Source organism: Streptomyces sp. NPDC043680 (assembly GCF_056436685.1).
The window spans coordinates 229,375-245,069 of sequence record NZ_JBWKCE010000007.1 but is presented as its reverse complement, the minus strand read 5'-3'; the positions used below and the strand labels follow the sequence as shown (position 1 = coordinate 245,069).

Here is a 15,695-nt window from a genome sequence, read left to right as displayed (position 1 = left end):
AGAACATGTGGAGCGGTGACGAGCTGGACCTCGACGCCTATCTGGCGCGGATCGGGTACGAGGGGCCCGTCGGCGGCGACGGGGAACTCCGCCCGGACCTCGCGACGTTGTACGCAGTGCACCGGGCCCACACCGGTGCCATCACCTTCGAGAACCTGGACGTCCTGCTGGGCCGCCCCGTCGAGCTGGACGTCAAGGCCATCGAGGGCAAGCTCGTGCACGGCCGCCGCGGCGGCTACTGCTACGAGCAGAACTCGCTGCTCGCCGCTGCCCTGGAGCGGATCGGCTTCGAGGTGTCCGGGCGCGGCGCCCGCAACCGCACCCGGGGTGACTCCCTGCTCGCGGTGACGCACGCCGTCCTCGTCGTCACCGTCGAGGGTGAACCGTGGCTCTGCGACGCCGGCTTCGGCCACCAGGGCCCGGTCGAGCCGGTCCCGCTGGCGCGGCCCGGAGCCGAGGTGGTGCAGGGCGAGTGGACGTACGCCGTCCGCGCGGAGGAGCACGGCATCCTCGCGCTGTCCCTGCTCCGCGAGGGCACTTGGCGGGACTTGTACGCGTTCTCCCCGCAGCGCTACCACCCCGTCGACTACGTCGTGCTGAACCACTACAGCTCCTCCCACCCCCGTTCCGCCTTCCTCGGCAAGGTCGTTGTCCAACTCCCGGGCGGCACCGTCCGCCGGGCGCTCGTCGGACGAGAGCTCACCCGCCTGTATCCCGACGGGCGGACCGAGCGGCAGTCCGTCGAGCCGGCAGAGCTGCTCGCCCTGCTCGACCGGGAGTTCGGGCTTCGGCTGTCCGGGCGGGATGCGGAGGAACTGGAGCGGATCAACCGCGCTGGGGACTGACCGGGGCCGCGCCGGGCCCGTACCATGGCGCAGTGCTGGTCAAGTGGATTCGCTGCACGGTGACGGACCGACGCGGGTTCGAGCGTGGGCAGCGCAAATGGGCGGGGCTGCCCGGCGAGCCCGGATTCCGGGGTCAGGGCGGCGGTTGGAGCCGGGGACGGCAGGGGGTCGCGCATGTTTTCGCGTTCTGGGAGAGCCGGTCCTTCTACGACTCCTTCATGGCCCGCTCCCACGACCGGCTGGCTGCCGCCCAGAGCGGCACGTACACCGATGCGCGGGTCACGCTCTTCGACCACCGCTTCGATGTGAAGACCGGCTTCGAACCGCGCTTCACCGATGCGGACGTCGTCCGCGTGGCGCACACCCGGGTGCGTGAGGGCCGGGTGGACCACTTCGCCCTGATGCAGGAGAAGGTGTGGAACCCGGCCATGGCCGGCTCTCCCGGAATGATCCGCGGCCTCTTCGGCGAGGCCCCGGGCCGGGAGTTCCTCGTCCTGTCCATGTGGCACGCGGCCGGCGAGCACGGCAAGTACCGCCAGGAGCGGGTCGAGCGGCTCTCGCTGCGCGCCCAGACGGAGGCCGACGTCGAGGCCCTCACCGGGGACGTCGTCGACCTCGAACCCTCCTGGACGGTATGACCGTACGACGATCGCAGGGCCGACCGGCGTGCCCGGGCGCCCGGGCCGACGATGGCCGAATAGGGTCGTGGAATGGTACGACCACGGCGCATCGTCCTTGTCCGGCACGGGGAATCGGAGGGAAATGCCGATGACACGGTGTACGAGCGGGAGCCCGACCACGCCCTGCGGCTGACCCGGCTCGGGCACGAGCAGGCCGCCGAGGCCGGCGTGCGCCTGCGCGAGCTCTTCGGCGACGAGCGCATCAGCGCGTACGTCTCCCCGTACCGCCGCACCCTGCAGACCTTCCGCGACCTGCGCCTCGACCCCACCCGCGTGCGGATGCGCGAGGAGCCGAGGCTGCGCGAGCAGGACTGGGGGAACTGGCAGGACCACGAGGACGTACGCCTGCAGAAGGCGTACCGGGACCGGTACGGCCACTTCTTCTACCGCTTCGCGCAGGGCGAGTCGGGCGCCGACGTCTACGACCGGGTCGGCTCGTTCCTCGAAAGCCTCTACCGCAGCTTCGAGGCCCCCGACCATCCGCCGAACGTGCTGCTGGTCACGCACGGCTTGACGATGCGGCTGTTCTGCATGCGCTGGTTCCACTGGTCGGTGGCAGAATTCGAATGCCTGTCCAATCCTGGAAACGGAGAATTCCGGGTGCTCCAGCTCGGCCCGGACGGCCGCTACCGGCTCGACCGCCCGTTTGAGCGCTGGACCACACCGGAGCCTTACGACCTGGACGGCTAAAGTGACGCGGGATGACCGCTGACTCCTCCTCCGAAAGGCGCTACGCACGCGCCGTGGCCAGCCTGCGCGGGCTGGCCCTGGGTGACGCCCTGGGCTCCCAGTACTTCGTCCCCGTGAACTACCCCCTGCTCAAGCGGCGTGAGCTGCCCGTCGGCTCCGACCCGTGGCAGTGGACCGACGACACCGAGATGGCCTGCTCGGTGGTGGCCGTCCTCGCCGAGCACGGACGCATCGACCAGGACGCACTGGCGAGCTCCTTCGCCCACCACCACGACTTCGACCGCGGGTACGGGCCCGCCGTGAACCGGATGCTGCGCCTCATCCGGGAGGGCCAGGACTGGCGCACGCTGGCCGCCGAGCTGTTCAACGGGCAGGGATCCTGGGGCAACGGGGCGGCCATGCGCATCGCCCCGCTCGGCGCCTGGTACGCAGACGACCCGGAGCAGGCCACCCACCAGGCGGAGATCTCCGCCTACACCACGCACCAGCACCGCGAGGCGGTCTGCGGCGCCATGGCCGTCGCCGCGGCGGCCGCGCTGGCGGCGGCCCCGGACGGCCCGCCGAAGGCCGAGGACCTCCTGGACGGGGTGATCGCGCTGGTGCCGCGCAGCGCAGTGGGCGCAGGGCTGCGCCGCGCGCGGGACATGCTGGACTACGGCGACGCGACCACCGTCGCGGCGGTGCTGGGCTGCGGCCGGCGCACGAGTGCCCACGACACGGTGCCGTTCGCGCTGTGGTCGGCGGCACGCTCGCTGGACGACTACGAGCGGGCGTTTTGGACCACCGCGCAGGTCGGCGGGGACGTGGACACGACCTGCGCGATCGTCGGCGGGGTACTCGGAGCGCGCGGGGACGAGGTGCTGCCGGCCGCCTGGCTGGCCCGCACGGAGGCCCTTCCGGCCTGGCTCCCGGAGGCACCCGCGCGCTAGCGCGCCCGGGTGTCGCAGGCCCGCGGGACCGGGCTGGTGATTGTCACGGTCCTGCCACAGGGCCCCTGCCTCCCGGTCGAAGCCGCACGTCACGGGCCTACTCTGTCCGCTTCGCCGCCCCCACCGGATGCCGGGGGCGGCCGACAGGGGAGGGGGAGCCGATGACGGAGTCCGAGAGAGCGGGCGACGGAACGGCCGAGGAGGCGACGGCAGCAGGGGTGTCCGGCGCGGCCGAGGAGGAGGTGACGGCAGCAGGGGTGTCGCCCGCGGCCCACCCGGAGCCCGGCGACGGGCGGGACAAGGCGGTGGCCCCGGCCGGGCCGCCCCCGGGGTGGGACGCCCGCGCATGGCAGGCCCACCAGGCCCGCCAGCAGCGCGCCCGGAGCGGAGCCTGGTCCGCCGCCCCGCTGGGCTGGGCGGTGGCCGCCCGCCCCGCCGACGCCGCTCCCATCGGAACCGCCGTCCTCGTCTCGGCCGTCGCCACGGGAGTCGCAGCGGCGCTCCTCCTCGGCGAGGGCCTGGGCTCCGGCCTGCTGCTCGCGGCGGTGCCGGCCGTCGTCGCCGCGTACGCCGCCGCGCGCCCGGCCCGGCGCACCGCCCGGCCGTGGACCCTTGCGTGGGCGGTCGGCTGTCTTCTGCTCCTCGCCGTGCCCGCGTTGCGCGACGCCGGCTGGCCCTCCACCCTGGCGCTGCTCGAGGCCGTCCTGCTGGGCGCCCTCGCCCTGCACGGCAGCCGCACCTGGCCCGGTGTGCTGCTCAGCCCGCTCGGCCTCGTCGACGCCACCGTGCTCGGCGCCCGCTGGGCCTGGGCCGGGCTGCGCGCGCGGGGCAGCGGGGTCAACCGGGAGCGGTGGGTGCCGGTGGCCAAGGCGGCCGCGGTGGCCGCGGTCCTGCTGGTGCTGTTCGGCGCCCTGTTCGCCTCCGCCGACGCCGCCTTCGCCGATCTGCTGGGAGGGTTGACGCCCGAGGTGTCCGTCGGCGACGGTCCGGTGCGTTTCCTGCTGTTCCTGCTCGGGACCCTGCTCGCGCTGGCCGCCGCGCGCACCGCTGCCGCGCCCTCGCGCTGGGACCGTATCCGGGTGGCCCCCGGAAAGCCCCGGTCGCGCATCGAATGGGCGCTTCCGCTCGTCCTGCTCAACCTGCTCTTCGCCGGCTTCAACGCGGTCCAGCTGGCCGTCCTGTTCGGCGGCTACGACAAGGTCCTGGAGAGTACCGGCCTCACCTACGCCGAGTACGCGCGCCAGGGCTTCTGGCAGCTGCTCTGGGCCACCCTGCTGACCCTCGCCGTGATCGCCCTCGCCCTGCGCTGGGCGCCGCGCGGGGGAGCCGGCGACCGGCGGTTCGTACGGGTCGTCCTCGGCACGCTGTGCGCGCTCACCCTGGTGGTGGTCGCTTCCGCGCTGCGCCGCATGGACCTGTACGTGGACGCGTACGGCCTGACCCGGCTGCGGGTGTCCGTGGCCGCCATGGAGCTGTGGCTCGGTCTGGTGATCGTACTGATCATGGCCGCGGGGATGTTCGGTGCGCGCTGGCTGCCGCGGGCGGTGGCCGCGAGCGCGGCGGGCGCAGTGCTGGTCTTCGGCCTGATGTCGCCGGACGGGCTGGTCGCCGAGAAGAACGTGGCCCGCTACCAGAGGGCCGGCAAGATCGACCTGGCCTATTTCCAGTCCCTGTCCGCGGACGCGGTGCCCGCCCTGGACCGGCTGCCGGAGCCGCACCGGTCCTGCGCCCTGCGCGGGATCAACGACGAGATGGCGAAGGACCGTCGCCTGCCCTGGTACGCCATGAGCCTCGGCGAGTACCGGGCCAGGAAGATCCTGCGGGAGCGCCCGGTGACGGCCTCGTACGAGGTCTGCTCGCGGCTCGGGACCTTCGCCCGCCCGGTGGAGTAGACGCGGGAGGCGTACGCGTACGGCAGGCCCGGCCGCGGGAGGGGATCCCGCGGCCGGGCCTGCCGTACGGGGCGCCCGGTTCAGGCCGGCGGACCGGCCTCGGCGGCGGCTCCGTTGAGCGCGGCCAGGTCGCTCTTGCGCACCCGGATGACGATCAGCGCGGTGGCCAGGGCGAGCCCGGCCATGGCCACGGCCGCCGTGAAGGCGGTGGAAATGCCCTGGGTCAGGACGAGGTCGCCCCAGGGGTCGGGCAGCCGTCCGGTCTGCTTGAAGGCCGCCAGCTGATCCGGATCCGCGTGCTCCAGGAAGGCCGGTACCTGCTGGTGCGCCTCGTTGCGGCTCGACGTGCCGAAGACGGTGACCAGGATCGACAGCCCGAGCGAGCCGCCCACCTGCTGGCTGGCGTTGAGCAGCCCGGAGGCCGCGCCGGCTTCCCGCTGGGCCACGCCGGAGACGGCGGTGAGGGTGAGGGTCACGAAGTTCAGACCCATGCCGAAGCCGAACAGCAGCATCGGCCCGAGGACTCCGGAGACGTAGGAGCTGTCGGTCCGGATGAGGGTCAGCCACGCGAGGCCGACGCCGGTGAGCGCGGATCCGGCCACCATGAAGGGCTTGGGGCCGAGCCGCGGCAGGAAGCGCTGCGAGAGGCCGGCGGCGGTGATGATCGCCGCGGTTACCGGCAGGAAGCCGAGTCCCGACTGGATCGGCGAGAAGCCGAGCACGTTCTGCACGAACTGGACGATGAAGAAGAACATGCCGAACATCGCGGCGGCCAGGCCGAGCATGATCAGGTACGTTCCGGCCCGGTTGCGGTCGGCGAACATCCGCAGCGGGACGATCGGCTCGTGGGCGCGTGCCTCGATGGACACGAACAGCGCGAGCAGGACGACGGCCGCGGTGAACGAGACGAGGGTGAGCCCGTCGCGCCAGCCGTCCTCCGAGGCGCGGATGAACCCGTAGACCAGGGAGGCCATGCCTCCGGTGGAGGTGAGGGCGCCGGCGATGTCGAACCGGCCCGGGTGGCGCTCGGACTCCGTGATGTACAGCGGGGTGAGCACGGCGATCAGCAGGCCGATCGGCACGTTGACGAAGAGCACCCAGCGCCAGTCGAGCCATTCGGTCAGCATGCCGCCGGCCAGCAGGCCGATCGCGCCGCCGCCCGCGGAGACCGCGGCGAACACCCCGAAGGCACGGTTGCGGGCGGGCCCTTCGGCGAAGGTCGTGGTGATCAGGGCCAGCGAGGTCGGTGAGGCGATCGCGCCGCCGACCCCCTGGAGGGCGCGGGCGGCCAGCAGCTGCCAGGGCTCCTGGGCGAAGCCGCCGAGCAGGGAGGCCAGGGTGAAGAGCAGGATGCCGGTCAGGAAGACCCGGCGGCGCCCGAGGATGTCGCCGGCCCGGCCCCCGAGCAGGAGCAGGCCTCCGAAGGCGAGCGTGTACGCGCTGATCACCCAGGAGAGGTCGGTGGTCGAGAAGGACAGCGCGGTCTGGATGTGCGGGAGTGCGATGTTCACGATGGTCGCGTCGAGGACGACCATGAGCTGACATGCGGCGATGACGGCGAGCGCCACGCCGGGCCGCCCTTCCCGGCTGGCGGCGCCCGGTATTCGGGACGGGGCGAGTGGAGAGCTTTTCACCGTGGTACCCCCCATAGTGAAATAGTGAACGCATCCGTTCACTGGGGGACCACGGTAGGAGACCGCGGTTAGTGAACGCAACCGTTCACTAAGGCTGAAAATGCGTGCGAGCGGCGCCGGGGCCGGTCGGAGGTAGGGGTGATGGTGGGTTCGCGCTGGTCGGTCGCGCCAACGGGGCGCAGACGGGGTCCGGAACTCGAACGGGCCATCCTCGACGCCGCCTTGGAGCAGTTGAGCACCGTCGGCTGGAACGCGCTCACCATGGAGGGGGTCGCGGCGGCCGCCCACACCGGCAAGGCCGCCCTCTACCGGCGCTGGCCCTCGAAGGCGGACCTCGTGGCCGAGGTGCTGCGGACCGGGCTGCCGCCGGTCGGGGCGGTACCCGACCTCGGATCGATCCGGGACGACCTCTTCCGGTTGTGTGTGCGGATGCGTGATGTGATGGAGTCCCGGGCAGGTCAGGCCCTGCGGGCAGTCCTTCACGAATGCGATCACGCCCATGCGGACCGCTTCCATGACGTGATCCGGGCAGGCCTTCACGAGCCCGCCCACAGGCTGATCGGCGAGCTCGTCCGGCGCGGCATCGCGCGGGGGGACGTCCGCCTGGATGCGACGGGTCCGCTTGTGGTCGACGTGATTCCGGCGATGCTGATGTACCGCGCGAAGGTGTGCGGGAGCGAATGGGCCGATCCGGACATCGCGGAATTGATCGACCAGGTGATGGTCCCGCTGCTCAGGGCGTGACGCGTCGGGCGGACTGCGCCCGGGCCGGGGTGTGCAGGCGGCGCGGGGCGGCGTAACCTTGCTGGCGCCATGCCGTACGAAGCACCCACCCACACCGTCGAGCGCTCGATCCGCGCAACCACCGGCGCCAAGATCATCGCCGGGGTCGACGAAGTCGGACGCGGGGCCTGGGCCGGTCCGGTCACCGTGTGTGCGGCGATCACCGGTCTGCGCCGGCCGCCCGAAGGGCTGACCGACTCCAAGCTCCTCACCCACAAGCGACGCGACGCGCTCCTCGACGTCCTGGAGAAGTGGGTCACCGCCTATGCCCTGGGCCACGCCTCCCCGGAGGAGATCGACCAACTCGGGATGACCGCCGCACTGAGGCTCGCCGCGGAGCGCGCCCTGGGGGCGCTGCCGGTACGGCCCGACGCGGTGATACTCGACGGCAAGCACGACTACCTCGGCCGGCCCTGGCAGGTCCGTACGGTGATCAAGGGCGACCAGTCCTGCGTCGCGGTCGCGGCGGCCTCGGTGATCGCGAAGGTCAGGCGCGACCGGATGATGGCCCGACTCGGTGAACTCGGCGGCGGCTTCGAGGACTTCGCCTTCGCCGACAACGCCGGCTATCCCTCGCCGGTGCACCGGGCGGCGCTGGAGGAGCGGGGGCCCACGCCCTACCACCGGCTCTCCTGGGCCTACCTCGACGCGCTGCCCCGCTGGCGCCACTTGAAGAAGGTGCGCCGCAGCGAGGAAGCGTTGGAGCTGGAAAACGGAGGCCAACTCGGCTTCGATTTCTGATCGCACCCACGTGCCACCCGCCGGTACGTTTCGTACCGGTGTTTGATAGACATCAACTCATGCCTCTCACCCCCGAGGAGCCTCAGATTCACGAGAGTGCCCAGGGTCCCCGCGTCACCCCGGCCGCGAGCCGCACCGCGCAGACCCCCCGCCCCGTACCTGGTCCGCGTCCCGCCGCAGTTCCGCGGCCCGGGCGCCCCGGTCCCGCCCGGCCCGCACCGCCCGCGCAGCGCGCGCCGCAGGCCGCCGCCCCGGGACCCGCTTCCGCAGCCACGACCGCACCGTCCGTCTCGGCGGCGGTGCCGCAGATCCAGCTGATCCCGGCCTCCGCCGAGGGTGCGCTGGACGCGGCCGAAGAGGCCGTCGACCTGCTGCTCGACACCGGGCGCGCGCCCGGTGACATCCTGGTGCTGACCACCGGCGACCCGCACCCGTGGGCCGCTCACGAACTGTCCTTCGGCGAGGCCGCGTACTGGGCCCAGCACGATGCCCGGGACGACGTCTTCTACGCGGATGCGGCGCAGGTCAAGCGCGCCGCCGGCCGTCCGGTCGTGGTCTTCGCGGCGAACGGCGGACCGGTCGAGGCGGCCGCCACCGCACTGCCGGTCGCACTCGCCCGAGCGGGCGCGCTGCTCATCGTGTGCGGGGATCCCCAGCAGATCAACAGCGTGCTGGGTGCGGGCGTCTGACACCCCGTGACCCGGCGCGAGCACGGGACGGGGCATGGGGTGGGGCCGGCCGGGCGCCGGCCCCGCTGATGTCCCGGGCTGGACCGTCAGCGCGCCCGGGGTCAGCCGTGCGGCAGTGCCGGGTCAGCGTGCGGCGGTATGGCGCAGGGCCTCGCTCGCGCCGCCGCCGGTGCGCAGGGTCAGTGGGGCGAACTCGGCCCCGGCGTCGCCGAGCCGTCCGGGCCGCGAGTCCGAGCTCGGATGCCGGCCGCCCCGGCCTTCGCCGAGCACTTGCCAGCCGCCGCGGGTCAGCGTGATGTACGCGCCGCAGCGCAGCCCGTGCAGGGTGCAGGCGTCCCGCAGCCCCCACATCCAGGCACCGTCCTCCTCGGTCCAGCGTTCATCGCCCTCACGGCAGTACATCAGCACTGCCGTCCGTACCGGGGTGCGGCGCCGCAGGTCGTGCGGGAGGACCCGGCGCAGCCGCGCCAGGAGGGCGTTGCGGTAGTCCCAGCCGTCGGCCGAGGCCGACCGCTGCACGAAGGAGGCGCTGGCGACGAGCCGTTCCTCCGGGCCGAGGACGGCGATCACCGCGGTGGAGGGCTCGGGGCTGTGCCGGGAGTGCAGCCCGCTGACGATCTCGCGCGGACTGCTCAGCAGCGGTATGCCGGCCGCCGTCCACTCGGCGGGTTCCAGCAGTCTGCCGTGCCGGCTTCTGCCACCGGCGGCCATGGTCAGGGACGTCGAGGGCGGGGCGAATCCGAAGGTCACGGTCCTCCCTTCGGGTACACGCCCGCGGACGGGCACAGCTGGAGTGCGGGCACGCCGCGGCAGGGCTCAGAAGAGCACCGTCGAGCCGAGCGGGAGCACCCCAATTCTCGCGTGGCCCGAGAGCATGCGGCAACGAGCAATTGGCGCCGCCGACCGGAATTCGCCGGTATGCCGTTCATATCCTTGCCCCGCCACGCCGCTGACGACTCCTCGGCTACCCCTGGAGTGCCAACACCAGCGGAAACACGCCCTCTGCTCCGGCCTTCCGCAGCAGCCGGGCGGCCACCGCGAGGGTCCATCCGCTCTCCGCGCGGTCGTCCACGAGGAAGACCGGGCCCTGCGCCCGGGCCAGTGCCTCCGCCAGCGCCGGAGGGACGGCCAGTGCCTGGTGGAGTCCGCGCACCCGCTGGGCGCTGTTCGAGGAGGGCAGCCCGAACTCCGGGACCTGGTCCGTGTACGCGACCGAACCGAGCAGCGGGATCCGCCCGACCTCGGCGATCCGCGCCGCGAGCGAGCCGACCAGCTGGGGACGGCTGCGCGAAGGCAGGCAGACCACACCCACCGGCCGGGCCGGTGCGTCCGGTGCCCCCGAGGCCCAACCGCCCGGTCCGCGCGCCCAGTCGGCGAGCACGGCCACGACGGCCTGCGCCACGTCGTCCGGCACCGGCTGATCCGGAGCATGGGGGTCGAGCATCGGCCGCAGCCGATTGCCCCAGCCGATGTCGGAGAGCCGGCCCAGCGCCCGCCCGGTTGCGGCCTGTTCTCCTGCGGGGATACGGCCCTTGAGGTCCACCCCGACGGCGGCGAGGCCGGTCGGCCACATCTTGCGCGGCTCAAGCTCGACGCCCGGCCGGCTCAGCTCGCCGCGGGCGGTGTCCAGCGCCGCGTCCGAGACCCCCGCAGTGAAGCGGGCGCCGGCGCAGTTGTCGCAGCGGCCGCAGGGCGCCGCCTCCTCGTCGTCCAACTGGCGGCGCAGGAACTCCATCCGGCAGCCGGTGGTCGCCGCGTAGTCGCGCATCGCCTGCTGCTCGGCGGCGCGCTGACGGGCCACCCAGGCGTAGCGCTCGGTGTCGTACACCCAGGGCTCGCCCGTCGAGGTCCAGCCGCCCTTGACCCGGTGCACGGCGCCGTCCACGTCGAGGACCTTGAGCATGGTCTCCAGCCTGGTGCGCCGCAGGTCGACCAGCGGCTCCATCGCAGGCAGAGACAGCGGCCGGCCCGCATGCGCCAGGACGTCCAGGGTGCGGCGCACCTGCTCCTCGGGCGGGAAGGCCACCGAGGCGAAGTACTGCCAGATCGCCTCGTCCTCACGGCCCGGCAGCAGCAGGACCTCCGCGTGCTCCACACCGCGGCCGGCGCGGCCGACCTGCTGGTAGTAGGCGATGGGGGAGGAGGGCGAGCCCAGATGCACCACGAAGCCCAGGTCCGGCTTGTCGAAGCCCATCCCGAGGGCCGAGGTCGCCACCAGCGCCTTGACCCGGTTGGCCTGGAGGTCCTCCTCCGCCTGCTGGCGCTCCGCGTTCTCCGTCTTGCCGGTGTACGAGGACACGGTGTGCCCGCGGTGGCGCAGGTAGGCGGTGACCTCCTCGGCGGCGGCCACCGTCAGGGTGTAGATGATCCCGGAACCCGGAAGCTCCCCCAGGTGGTCGGCGAGCCAGGCGAGCCGGTGGGCCGCGTCGGGCAGGGTCAGCACCGCGAGGCTGAGGCTCTCGCGGTCCAGCGGGCCGCGCAGCACCAGCGCGTCCGTGCCGGCTCCGGTGCCCAGCTGCTCGGCGACGTCCGCGGTCACCCGGGCGTTGGCCGTGGCGGTCGTGGCCAGCACCGGAACGCCGGGCGGCAGATCGGCCAGCATCGTGCGCAGCCGCCGGTAGTCGGGGCGGAAGTCGTGGCCCCAGTCGGAGATGCAGTGGGCCTCGTCCACGACGAGCAGGCCGGTCGCCGCGGAGAGCTTGGGCAGTACCTGGTCGCGGAAGTCGGGGTTGTTGAGCCGCTCCGGGCTCACCAGCAGGACGTCGACCTCGCCCGCCGCGACCTCGTCCTGGATGGTCTCCCACTCCTCGGGGTTGGCCGAGTTGATGGTGCGGGCGTGGATGCCGGCGCGGGCGGCCGCCTCCACCTGATTGCGCATCAGCGCGAGCAGCGGCGAGACGATGACCGTGGGGCCGGCGCCGCGCGCACGCAGCAGCGAGGTGGCGACGAAGTACACCGCGGACTTGCCCCAGCCGGTGCGCTGGACCACCAGGGCGCGCCGCTTGTGCGCGACGAGGGCCTCGATCGCCCGCCACTGGTCCTCGCGCAGTCGGGCGGCGCCCGTGGGGTCGCCCACGAGACGGGCCAGTACGGAGTCGGCCGAGGACCTCAGGTCTGCGTTCATGCCCCCATGCAACCCGATGCCTGTGACATCGCGCCAATGGCCGTCCGAACCTGTGGATGTTGAACGATCAACACTTATCCACAGGGGTTTCCGGATCGGATCGTGCACGGGACCGTCGAGCCATGACGAAGAACCACGAACCGCGCACCCCGTCCGACCGGCCCTCCATGGGCCCGTCCGGGCCGTCCGGCCGGGCCGGCTCCACCACCGGTCCGCAGATCACCCTGCGCAGCCCGGCCGAGCTGGCCGACGCGCTGCCCTACATGCTCGGCTTCCATCCCACCGACTCCCTCGTCATGGTCGCCGTGCACGGCGAGGGCGGGCGCTTCGGCGGCCGGCTCCGCGTCGGCATCCCCACCGCCCCCGCGGAGTGGGAGGACACCGCCCGTCAGGCGGCCGAGTGCCTGGTGCGGGGCAGCGAGCGGCGCGCGGGCAAGCCCGACGGAATCGTCGTCTTCCTCTGCCAGGACCCGGCCGCCGGCGAGAGCGGCCAGCGGGTGATGACCAGGCTGAGGCCGCTCGCCCAGCGCATCCGGCTCGCCTGCGGGGCGCTCGACGTGCCCGTACTGGAGGCGCTCTGCCTCTCCGGCGGGCGGTACTGGTCGTACTGCTGCCCCGACGAGCGCTGCTGCCCGGCGGAGGGCAGGCCGCTGGCCGCGACCGGAACCTCCGTCATGGCGGCCACCGCGACCTTCGCGGGGCTGCGGGTCCGCGGCTCGCTGCGCGAGATCGAAGGCCGCCTGGCGCCCCTGCGCGGGCCGGTCGCCGCCGAGATGGAACGGGCCCTGGACCGGGCGGCCGCCGCCCTCGTGCCGAAGATCCTCGACGGGGCGACCCGCCAGGAGGTCGGCGCGGAGACGGTCACGCTGGCCCGCACCCTGATGCAGCGGATGACCCTCGCGCCACCCGTGGAGGCAGGCGCCCGGGCCGACGGGTGGGACGACGCCCTGCTCGGGCACGACGAGGCCGCCTCATTGATCCTCGGACTCCAGGACCGGGAGATCCGGGACATCGCCGCCGAATGGATGGAGGACGAGGAGGCCGCCCCCGCCCTGCGCCTGTGGCGCGCCCTGGCCCGGCGCTGCGTCGGCGCCTACGGGGAGCATGCGGCCGCCCCGCTCACCCTCGCCGGATGGGTCTCCTGGTCCACCGGGGACGAGCCGACCGCCCGGATCGCCCTCGGGATGGCCCTGGAGGCCGACGCCGAATACCGCTTCGCCCAGCTCCTCCACCACGCCTGCAACGAAGGCATCGATCCGGAAGGGCTGCGGGCCTGCCTGCGCGAGGAGCGGCGGCGCAGGGAACCCCGCCGCAAGCGGGCCGCCGCCACCCGGCCGCCGGGCCGCAGGGACCGGCAGGGGCGCCGCGCGTCCCGCCGCGCCGCGGGGAGCGAGCAGTGAGCCGGGACCGGGCCCGGGCGGTGTGCCGGATCCGGAGCCTTGCGGACACCGCCCTGCGAGGGCCACTCCACCGGTGCTCCGCGCTCCGGCTGCGCCCGCGGCTTGCTCCACCGGGGGGCCGGGGGCTCCCCCGCACCGTGACCCGGGCGGGGGCGGGGGCGTTCCCCTGGTGGAGGGCGGTGGGGCCCCGTCCGCTCCGCCGCCCGGCGAAACCCACCGGAGCGAAGACAGCCCGAACGCACACAGCCCAGACAAGGCGACCCATGGCTCACCCCGTACCGCCCGCCCGCAGGCCCGAGTTGCCGCCGGTGCACGGCGCCGTCATCTGCGTCGCCGCGCCCTGCCTTGTCATCTCGCCCGAACACGGCCAGCTCACCGGCCGGGGGATCGACGGGATCTACCGCTCGGGACGCCGGCTGCTGTCGCGCTGCGTGCTGCGCGTCGGCGGGCGGGATCCCGTCGCCGTCCAGGGGCGCAGCCTCGGCGCGGACCGGGCCGCCTTCACCGCAACCGTCCGCACGGGAGCCGAAACGGGCCCCGATCCCGACATCGGGGTGGAGCGGGTCCGGCACGCGGACGGGACCGAGCGGATCACCCTGCGCAGTTTCACCACCCGTCCGGTACGGCTTCCGGTGGAGGTGTCGCTCGGCACCGACCTGGCCGAGCTGGCCGCGGTGGCCGCGGGCCGCGCGGGGCCGGAGCTGCCGGCCGGGGTCCACGCCGCAGGGCTGCGCTGGAGCACCGGGGAGGCCCAGGCCGTTGTCACCGCCGAGCCCGCCCCGGACGACGCGCTCGCCTCGGCGGGGCTGCTGCGCTGGCAGGTGGAGCTCGGGCCCGGCGAGTCCCGCACCATCGAGCTGCGGACCAGCCAGGCCCGCGCCGGGCGCGCTCCGGCCGGCCAGGTGGCGAATCCGCTGGCGGACGCCCGCGCCGAGGGGGACGACCCGCGGGCCGAGGCATGGTTCCGGTCCAGCGTCGCGGACCTCGGAGCGCTGCTGCTGCGCGACCGGGACGAACCGGCCGACGCGTTCGCCGCGGCGGGGGTGCCGTGGCGGCTCGGACTGGCTCCGGCCGAATCCCTGTGGGCCGCCAGGATGGCGCTGCCGCTCGGGACCGGGCTGGCCGCGGCCACCCTGCGCACCCTGGCCCGGACCCAGACCGGAGGCAGCGGCCCCGACGCGGGCAGGATTCCGGGGCCGCTGCGCGGCGGGGGCCCGCACCTCCCGCCGGGGTGCACCGGCACGGAGGCGACCCTCGCCTTCCCGGCGGTGCTCGCCGAGGCCCGGCGCTGGGGACTGCCCGAGGAGGAGGTGGCGCGGCTGCTCCCGGCGGCGGAGCGGTGCCTGGGCTGGCTGCGGGCGGCGTTGGGGGAGGACGGGTTGCTCGCCGATCCCGACCCGGGGCCGCGGCGCTGCGAAACCCAGGCCCACGCCCACCGGGCCGCCCTGCTCGGCGCCGACCTGCTGGAGGGGTGCGGGCGGCCCGGCGCCGACGCGTGGCGGGAGTGGGCGGCGCAGCTGCGCGAGCGGTTCCGCGAGAGCTTCTGGCTCGACGGCCCGGACGGCGGACGGCCCGCCGCCGCCCTGCACCCCGACGGGCGGCCCCTGCCCCGCCTGACCGGGGCCGCCGCCCACCTGCTCGACACCGGACTGCTGGGCGGCGGCGCCCTCGCCCCGGGGCTGCTCGACCGGGTGCGCACCGAACAGCTCGCCCGCCTCCTCGGAGCGCCGGCCATGGATTCCGGGTGGGGGCTGCGGAGCATGGCCTCCCGGGAGCCGGGGCACAACCCGTTCGGCCACCGCTCGGGCGCGGTGCGTGCGTACGAGAGTGCGGTCGCGGTCGCCGGGCTCGCCCAGGCCGGCTTCGAGAAGGAGGCCGCCGGGCTGCTGCGCGGGCTGCTCGACGCGGCGGAGAGCTTCGGGTACCGGCTGCCGGAGATGTACGCCGCCGAGCAGCGCACCTTCGGCAGTGTGCCGCTCCCGCACCCGGCGGCCTGCCGCCCCGCGGCCGTGGCCGCGGCTGCCGGGGTGCACGCCCTGACGGCCCTCGCCGGGATCCGGCCGGATGCCCCCGCGGGCACGGTCACACTCGTCCCCCTGGCCGGTGCCCCGCTCGGCGCCCTGAGGCTCTCGGGACTGCGGGTGGCGGGAGAACCCTTCGCCGTCCGGATCAGCCGGCTCGGCCTGGGCATGGTGGAGGAGGCGGCAGATGCGCTCCAGCTGGGCGGGTAACCCGTGGATTGCCGCCTTCAGGATCACCAAAGCTCTGTTTATCGTCAGGCAGACGAC

At 74.0% G+C, this 15,695-nt stretch carries 13 protein-coding genes; 10 read left to right on the top strand and 3 right to left on the bottom strand.

The window, feature by feature from the left end; all coding sequences use genetic code 11:
• Nucleotides 1-5: 5 nt before the first annotated feature.
• From AC0666_RS17660 to AC0666_RS17640, 5 genes are all read left to right on the top strand, one after another.
• Nucleotides 6-845, top strand: coding sequence for an arylamine N-acetyltransferase family protein (locus tag AC0666_RS17660; RefSeq protein ID WP_468971355.1), 840 nt, complete (start codon nucleotides 6-8; stop codon nucleotides 843-845).
• 32 nt (nucleotides 846-877) lie between these two features.
• Nucleotides 878-1,483, top strand: coding sequence for a YdbC family protein (locus tag AC0666_RS17655; RefSeq protein WP_468971353.1), 606 nt, complete (start codon nucleotides 878-880; stop codon nucleotides 1,481-1,483).
• 72 nt (nucleotides 1,484-1,555) lie between these two features.
• Complete coding sequence (locus AC0666_RS17650) at nucleotides 1,556-2,215, top strand: histidine phosphatase family protein (RefSeq protein WP_361720109.1); 660 nt, start codon at nucleotides 1,556-1,558, stop codon at nucleotides 2,213-2,215.
• Between the two features lie 11 nt (nucleotides 2,216-2,226).
• The gene (locus AC0666_RS17645; RefSeq protein ID WP_468971351.1) at nucleotides 2,227-3,144 is read left to right on the top strand and encodes an ADP-ribosylglycohydrolase family protein; all 918 of its coding nucleotides are present in this window, start codon (nucleotides 2,227-2,229) and stop codon (nucleotides 3,142-3,144) included.
• 161 nt (nucleotides 3,145-3,305) lie between these two features.
• Entirely contained in the window at nucleotides 3,306-5,036 is a 1,731-nt protein-coding gene (locus AC0666_RS17640) for a DUF4153 domain-containing protein (protein ID WP_478707893.1), read from the top strand.
• Between the two features lie 80 nt (nucleotides 5,037-5,116).
• Here the strand turns inward: AC0666_RS17640 and AC0666_RS17635 are convergent, their stop codons facing one another.
• On the bottom strand, nucleotides 5,117-6,670 hold the full coding sequence (locus tag AC0666_RS17635; protein WP_468971347.1) for an MFS transporter: 1,554 nt from the start codon (nucleotides 6,668-6,670) through the stop codon (nucleotides 5,117-5,119).
• Between the two features lie 141 nt (nucleotides 6,671-6,811).
• Between AC0666_RS17635 and AC0666_RS17630 the strand changes: the two genes are divergently transcribed.
• From AC0666_RS17630 to AC0666_RS17620, 3 genes are all read left to right on the top strand, one after another.
• On the top strand, nucleotides 6,812-7,414 hold the full coding sequence (locus AC0666_RS17630) for a TetR/AcrR family transcriptional regulator (RefSeq protein WP_468585243.1): 603 nt from the start codon (nucleotides 6,812-6,814) through the stop codon (nucleotides 7,412-7,414).
• Nucleotides 7,415-7,483: 69 nt separating this feature from the next.
• Nucleotides 7,484-8,194, top strand: coding sequence for a ribonuclease HII (locus tag AC0666_RS17625; RefSeq protein WP_468971345.1), 711 nt, complete (start codon nucleotides 7,484-7,486; stop codon nucleotides 8,192-8,194).
• 59 nt (nucleotides 8,195-8,253) lie between these two features.
• Entirely contained in the window at nucleotides 8,254-8,883 is a 630-nt protein-coding gene (locus AC0666_RS17620) for a hypothetical protein (protein ID WP_468971343.1), read from the top strand.
• Nucleotides 8,884-9,006: 123 nt separating this feature from the next.
• Here AC0666_RS17620 and AC0666_RS17615 read toward each other — a convergent pair whose 3' ends face one another.
• Both AC0666_RS17615 and AC0666_RS17610 read right to left on the bottom strand, forming a co-directional pair.
• Nucleotides 9,007-9,633 carry a hypothetical protein gene (locus tag AC0666_RS17615; protein WP_468971341.1) on the bottom strand — a complete coding sequence of 209 codons (627 nt, stop codon included), beginning with the start codon at nucleotides 9,631-9,633 and terminating at the stop codon, nucleotides 9,007-9,009.
• A 214-nt stretch (nucleotides 9,634-9,847) separates the two neighbouring features.
• The gene (locus AC0666_RS17610; protein WP_468971339.1) at nucleotides 9,848-12,007 is read right to left on the bottom strand and encodes a RecQ family ATP-dependent DNA helicase; all 2,160 of its coding nucleotides are present in this window, start codon (nucleotides 12,005-12,007) and stop codon (nucleotides 9,848-9,850) included.
• Nucleotides 12,008-12,129: 122 nt separating this feature from the next.
• On the opposite strand from AC0666_RS17610, the gene AC0666_RS17605 reads away from it, so the two are divergent.
• Together AC0666_RS17605 and AC0666_RS17600 are read left to right on the top strand one after the other, a co-directional pair.
• Nucleotides 12,130-13,407: a DUF4192 domain-containing protein gene (locus tag AC0666_RS17605; RefSeq protein WP_468971337.1), complete on the top strand. Its 1,278-nt coding sequence runs from the start codon at nucleotides 12,130-12,132 to the stop codon at nucleotides 13,405-13,407.
• A gap of 263 nt (nucleotides 13,408-13,670) precedes the next feature.
• Nucleotides 13,671-15,638 (top strand): amylo-alpha-1,6-glucosidase, encoded by a 1,968-nt coding sequence (locus AC0666_RS17600; protein ID WP_478707892.1) that lies wholly within the window; start codon nucleotides 13,671-13,673, stop codon nucleotides 15,636-15,638.
• Nucleotides 15,639-15,695 lie beyond the last annotated feature (57 nt).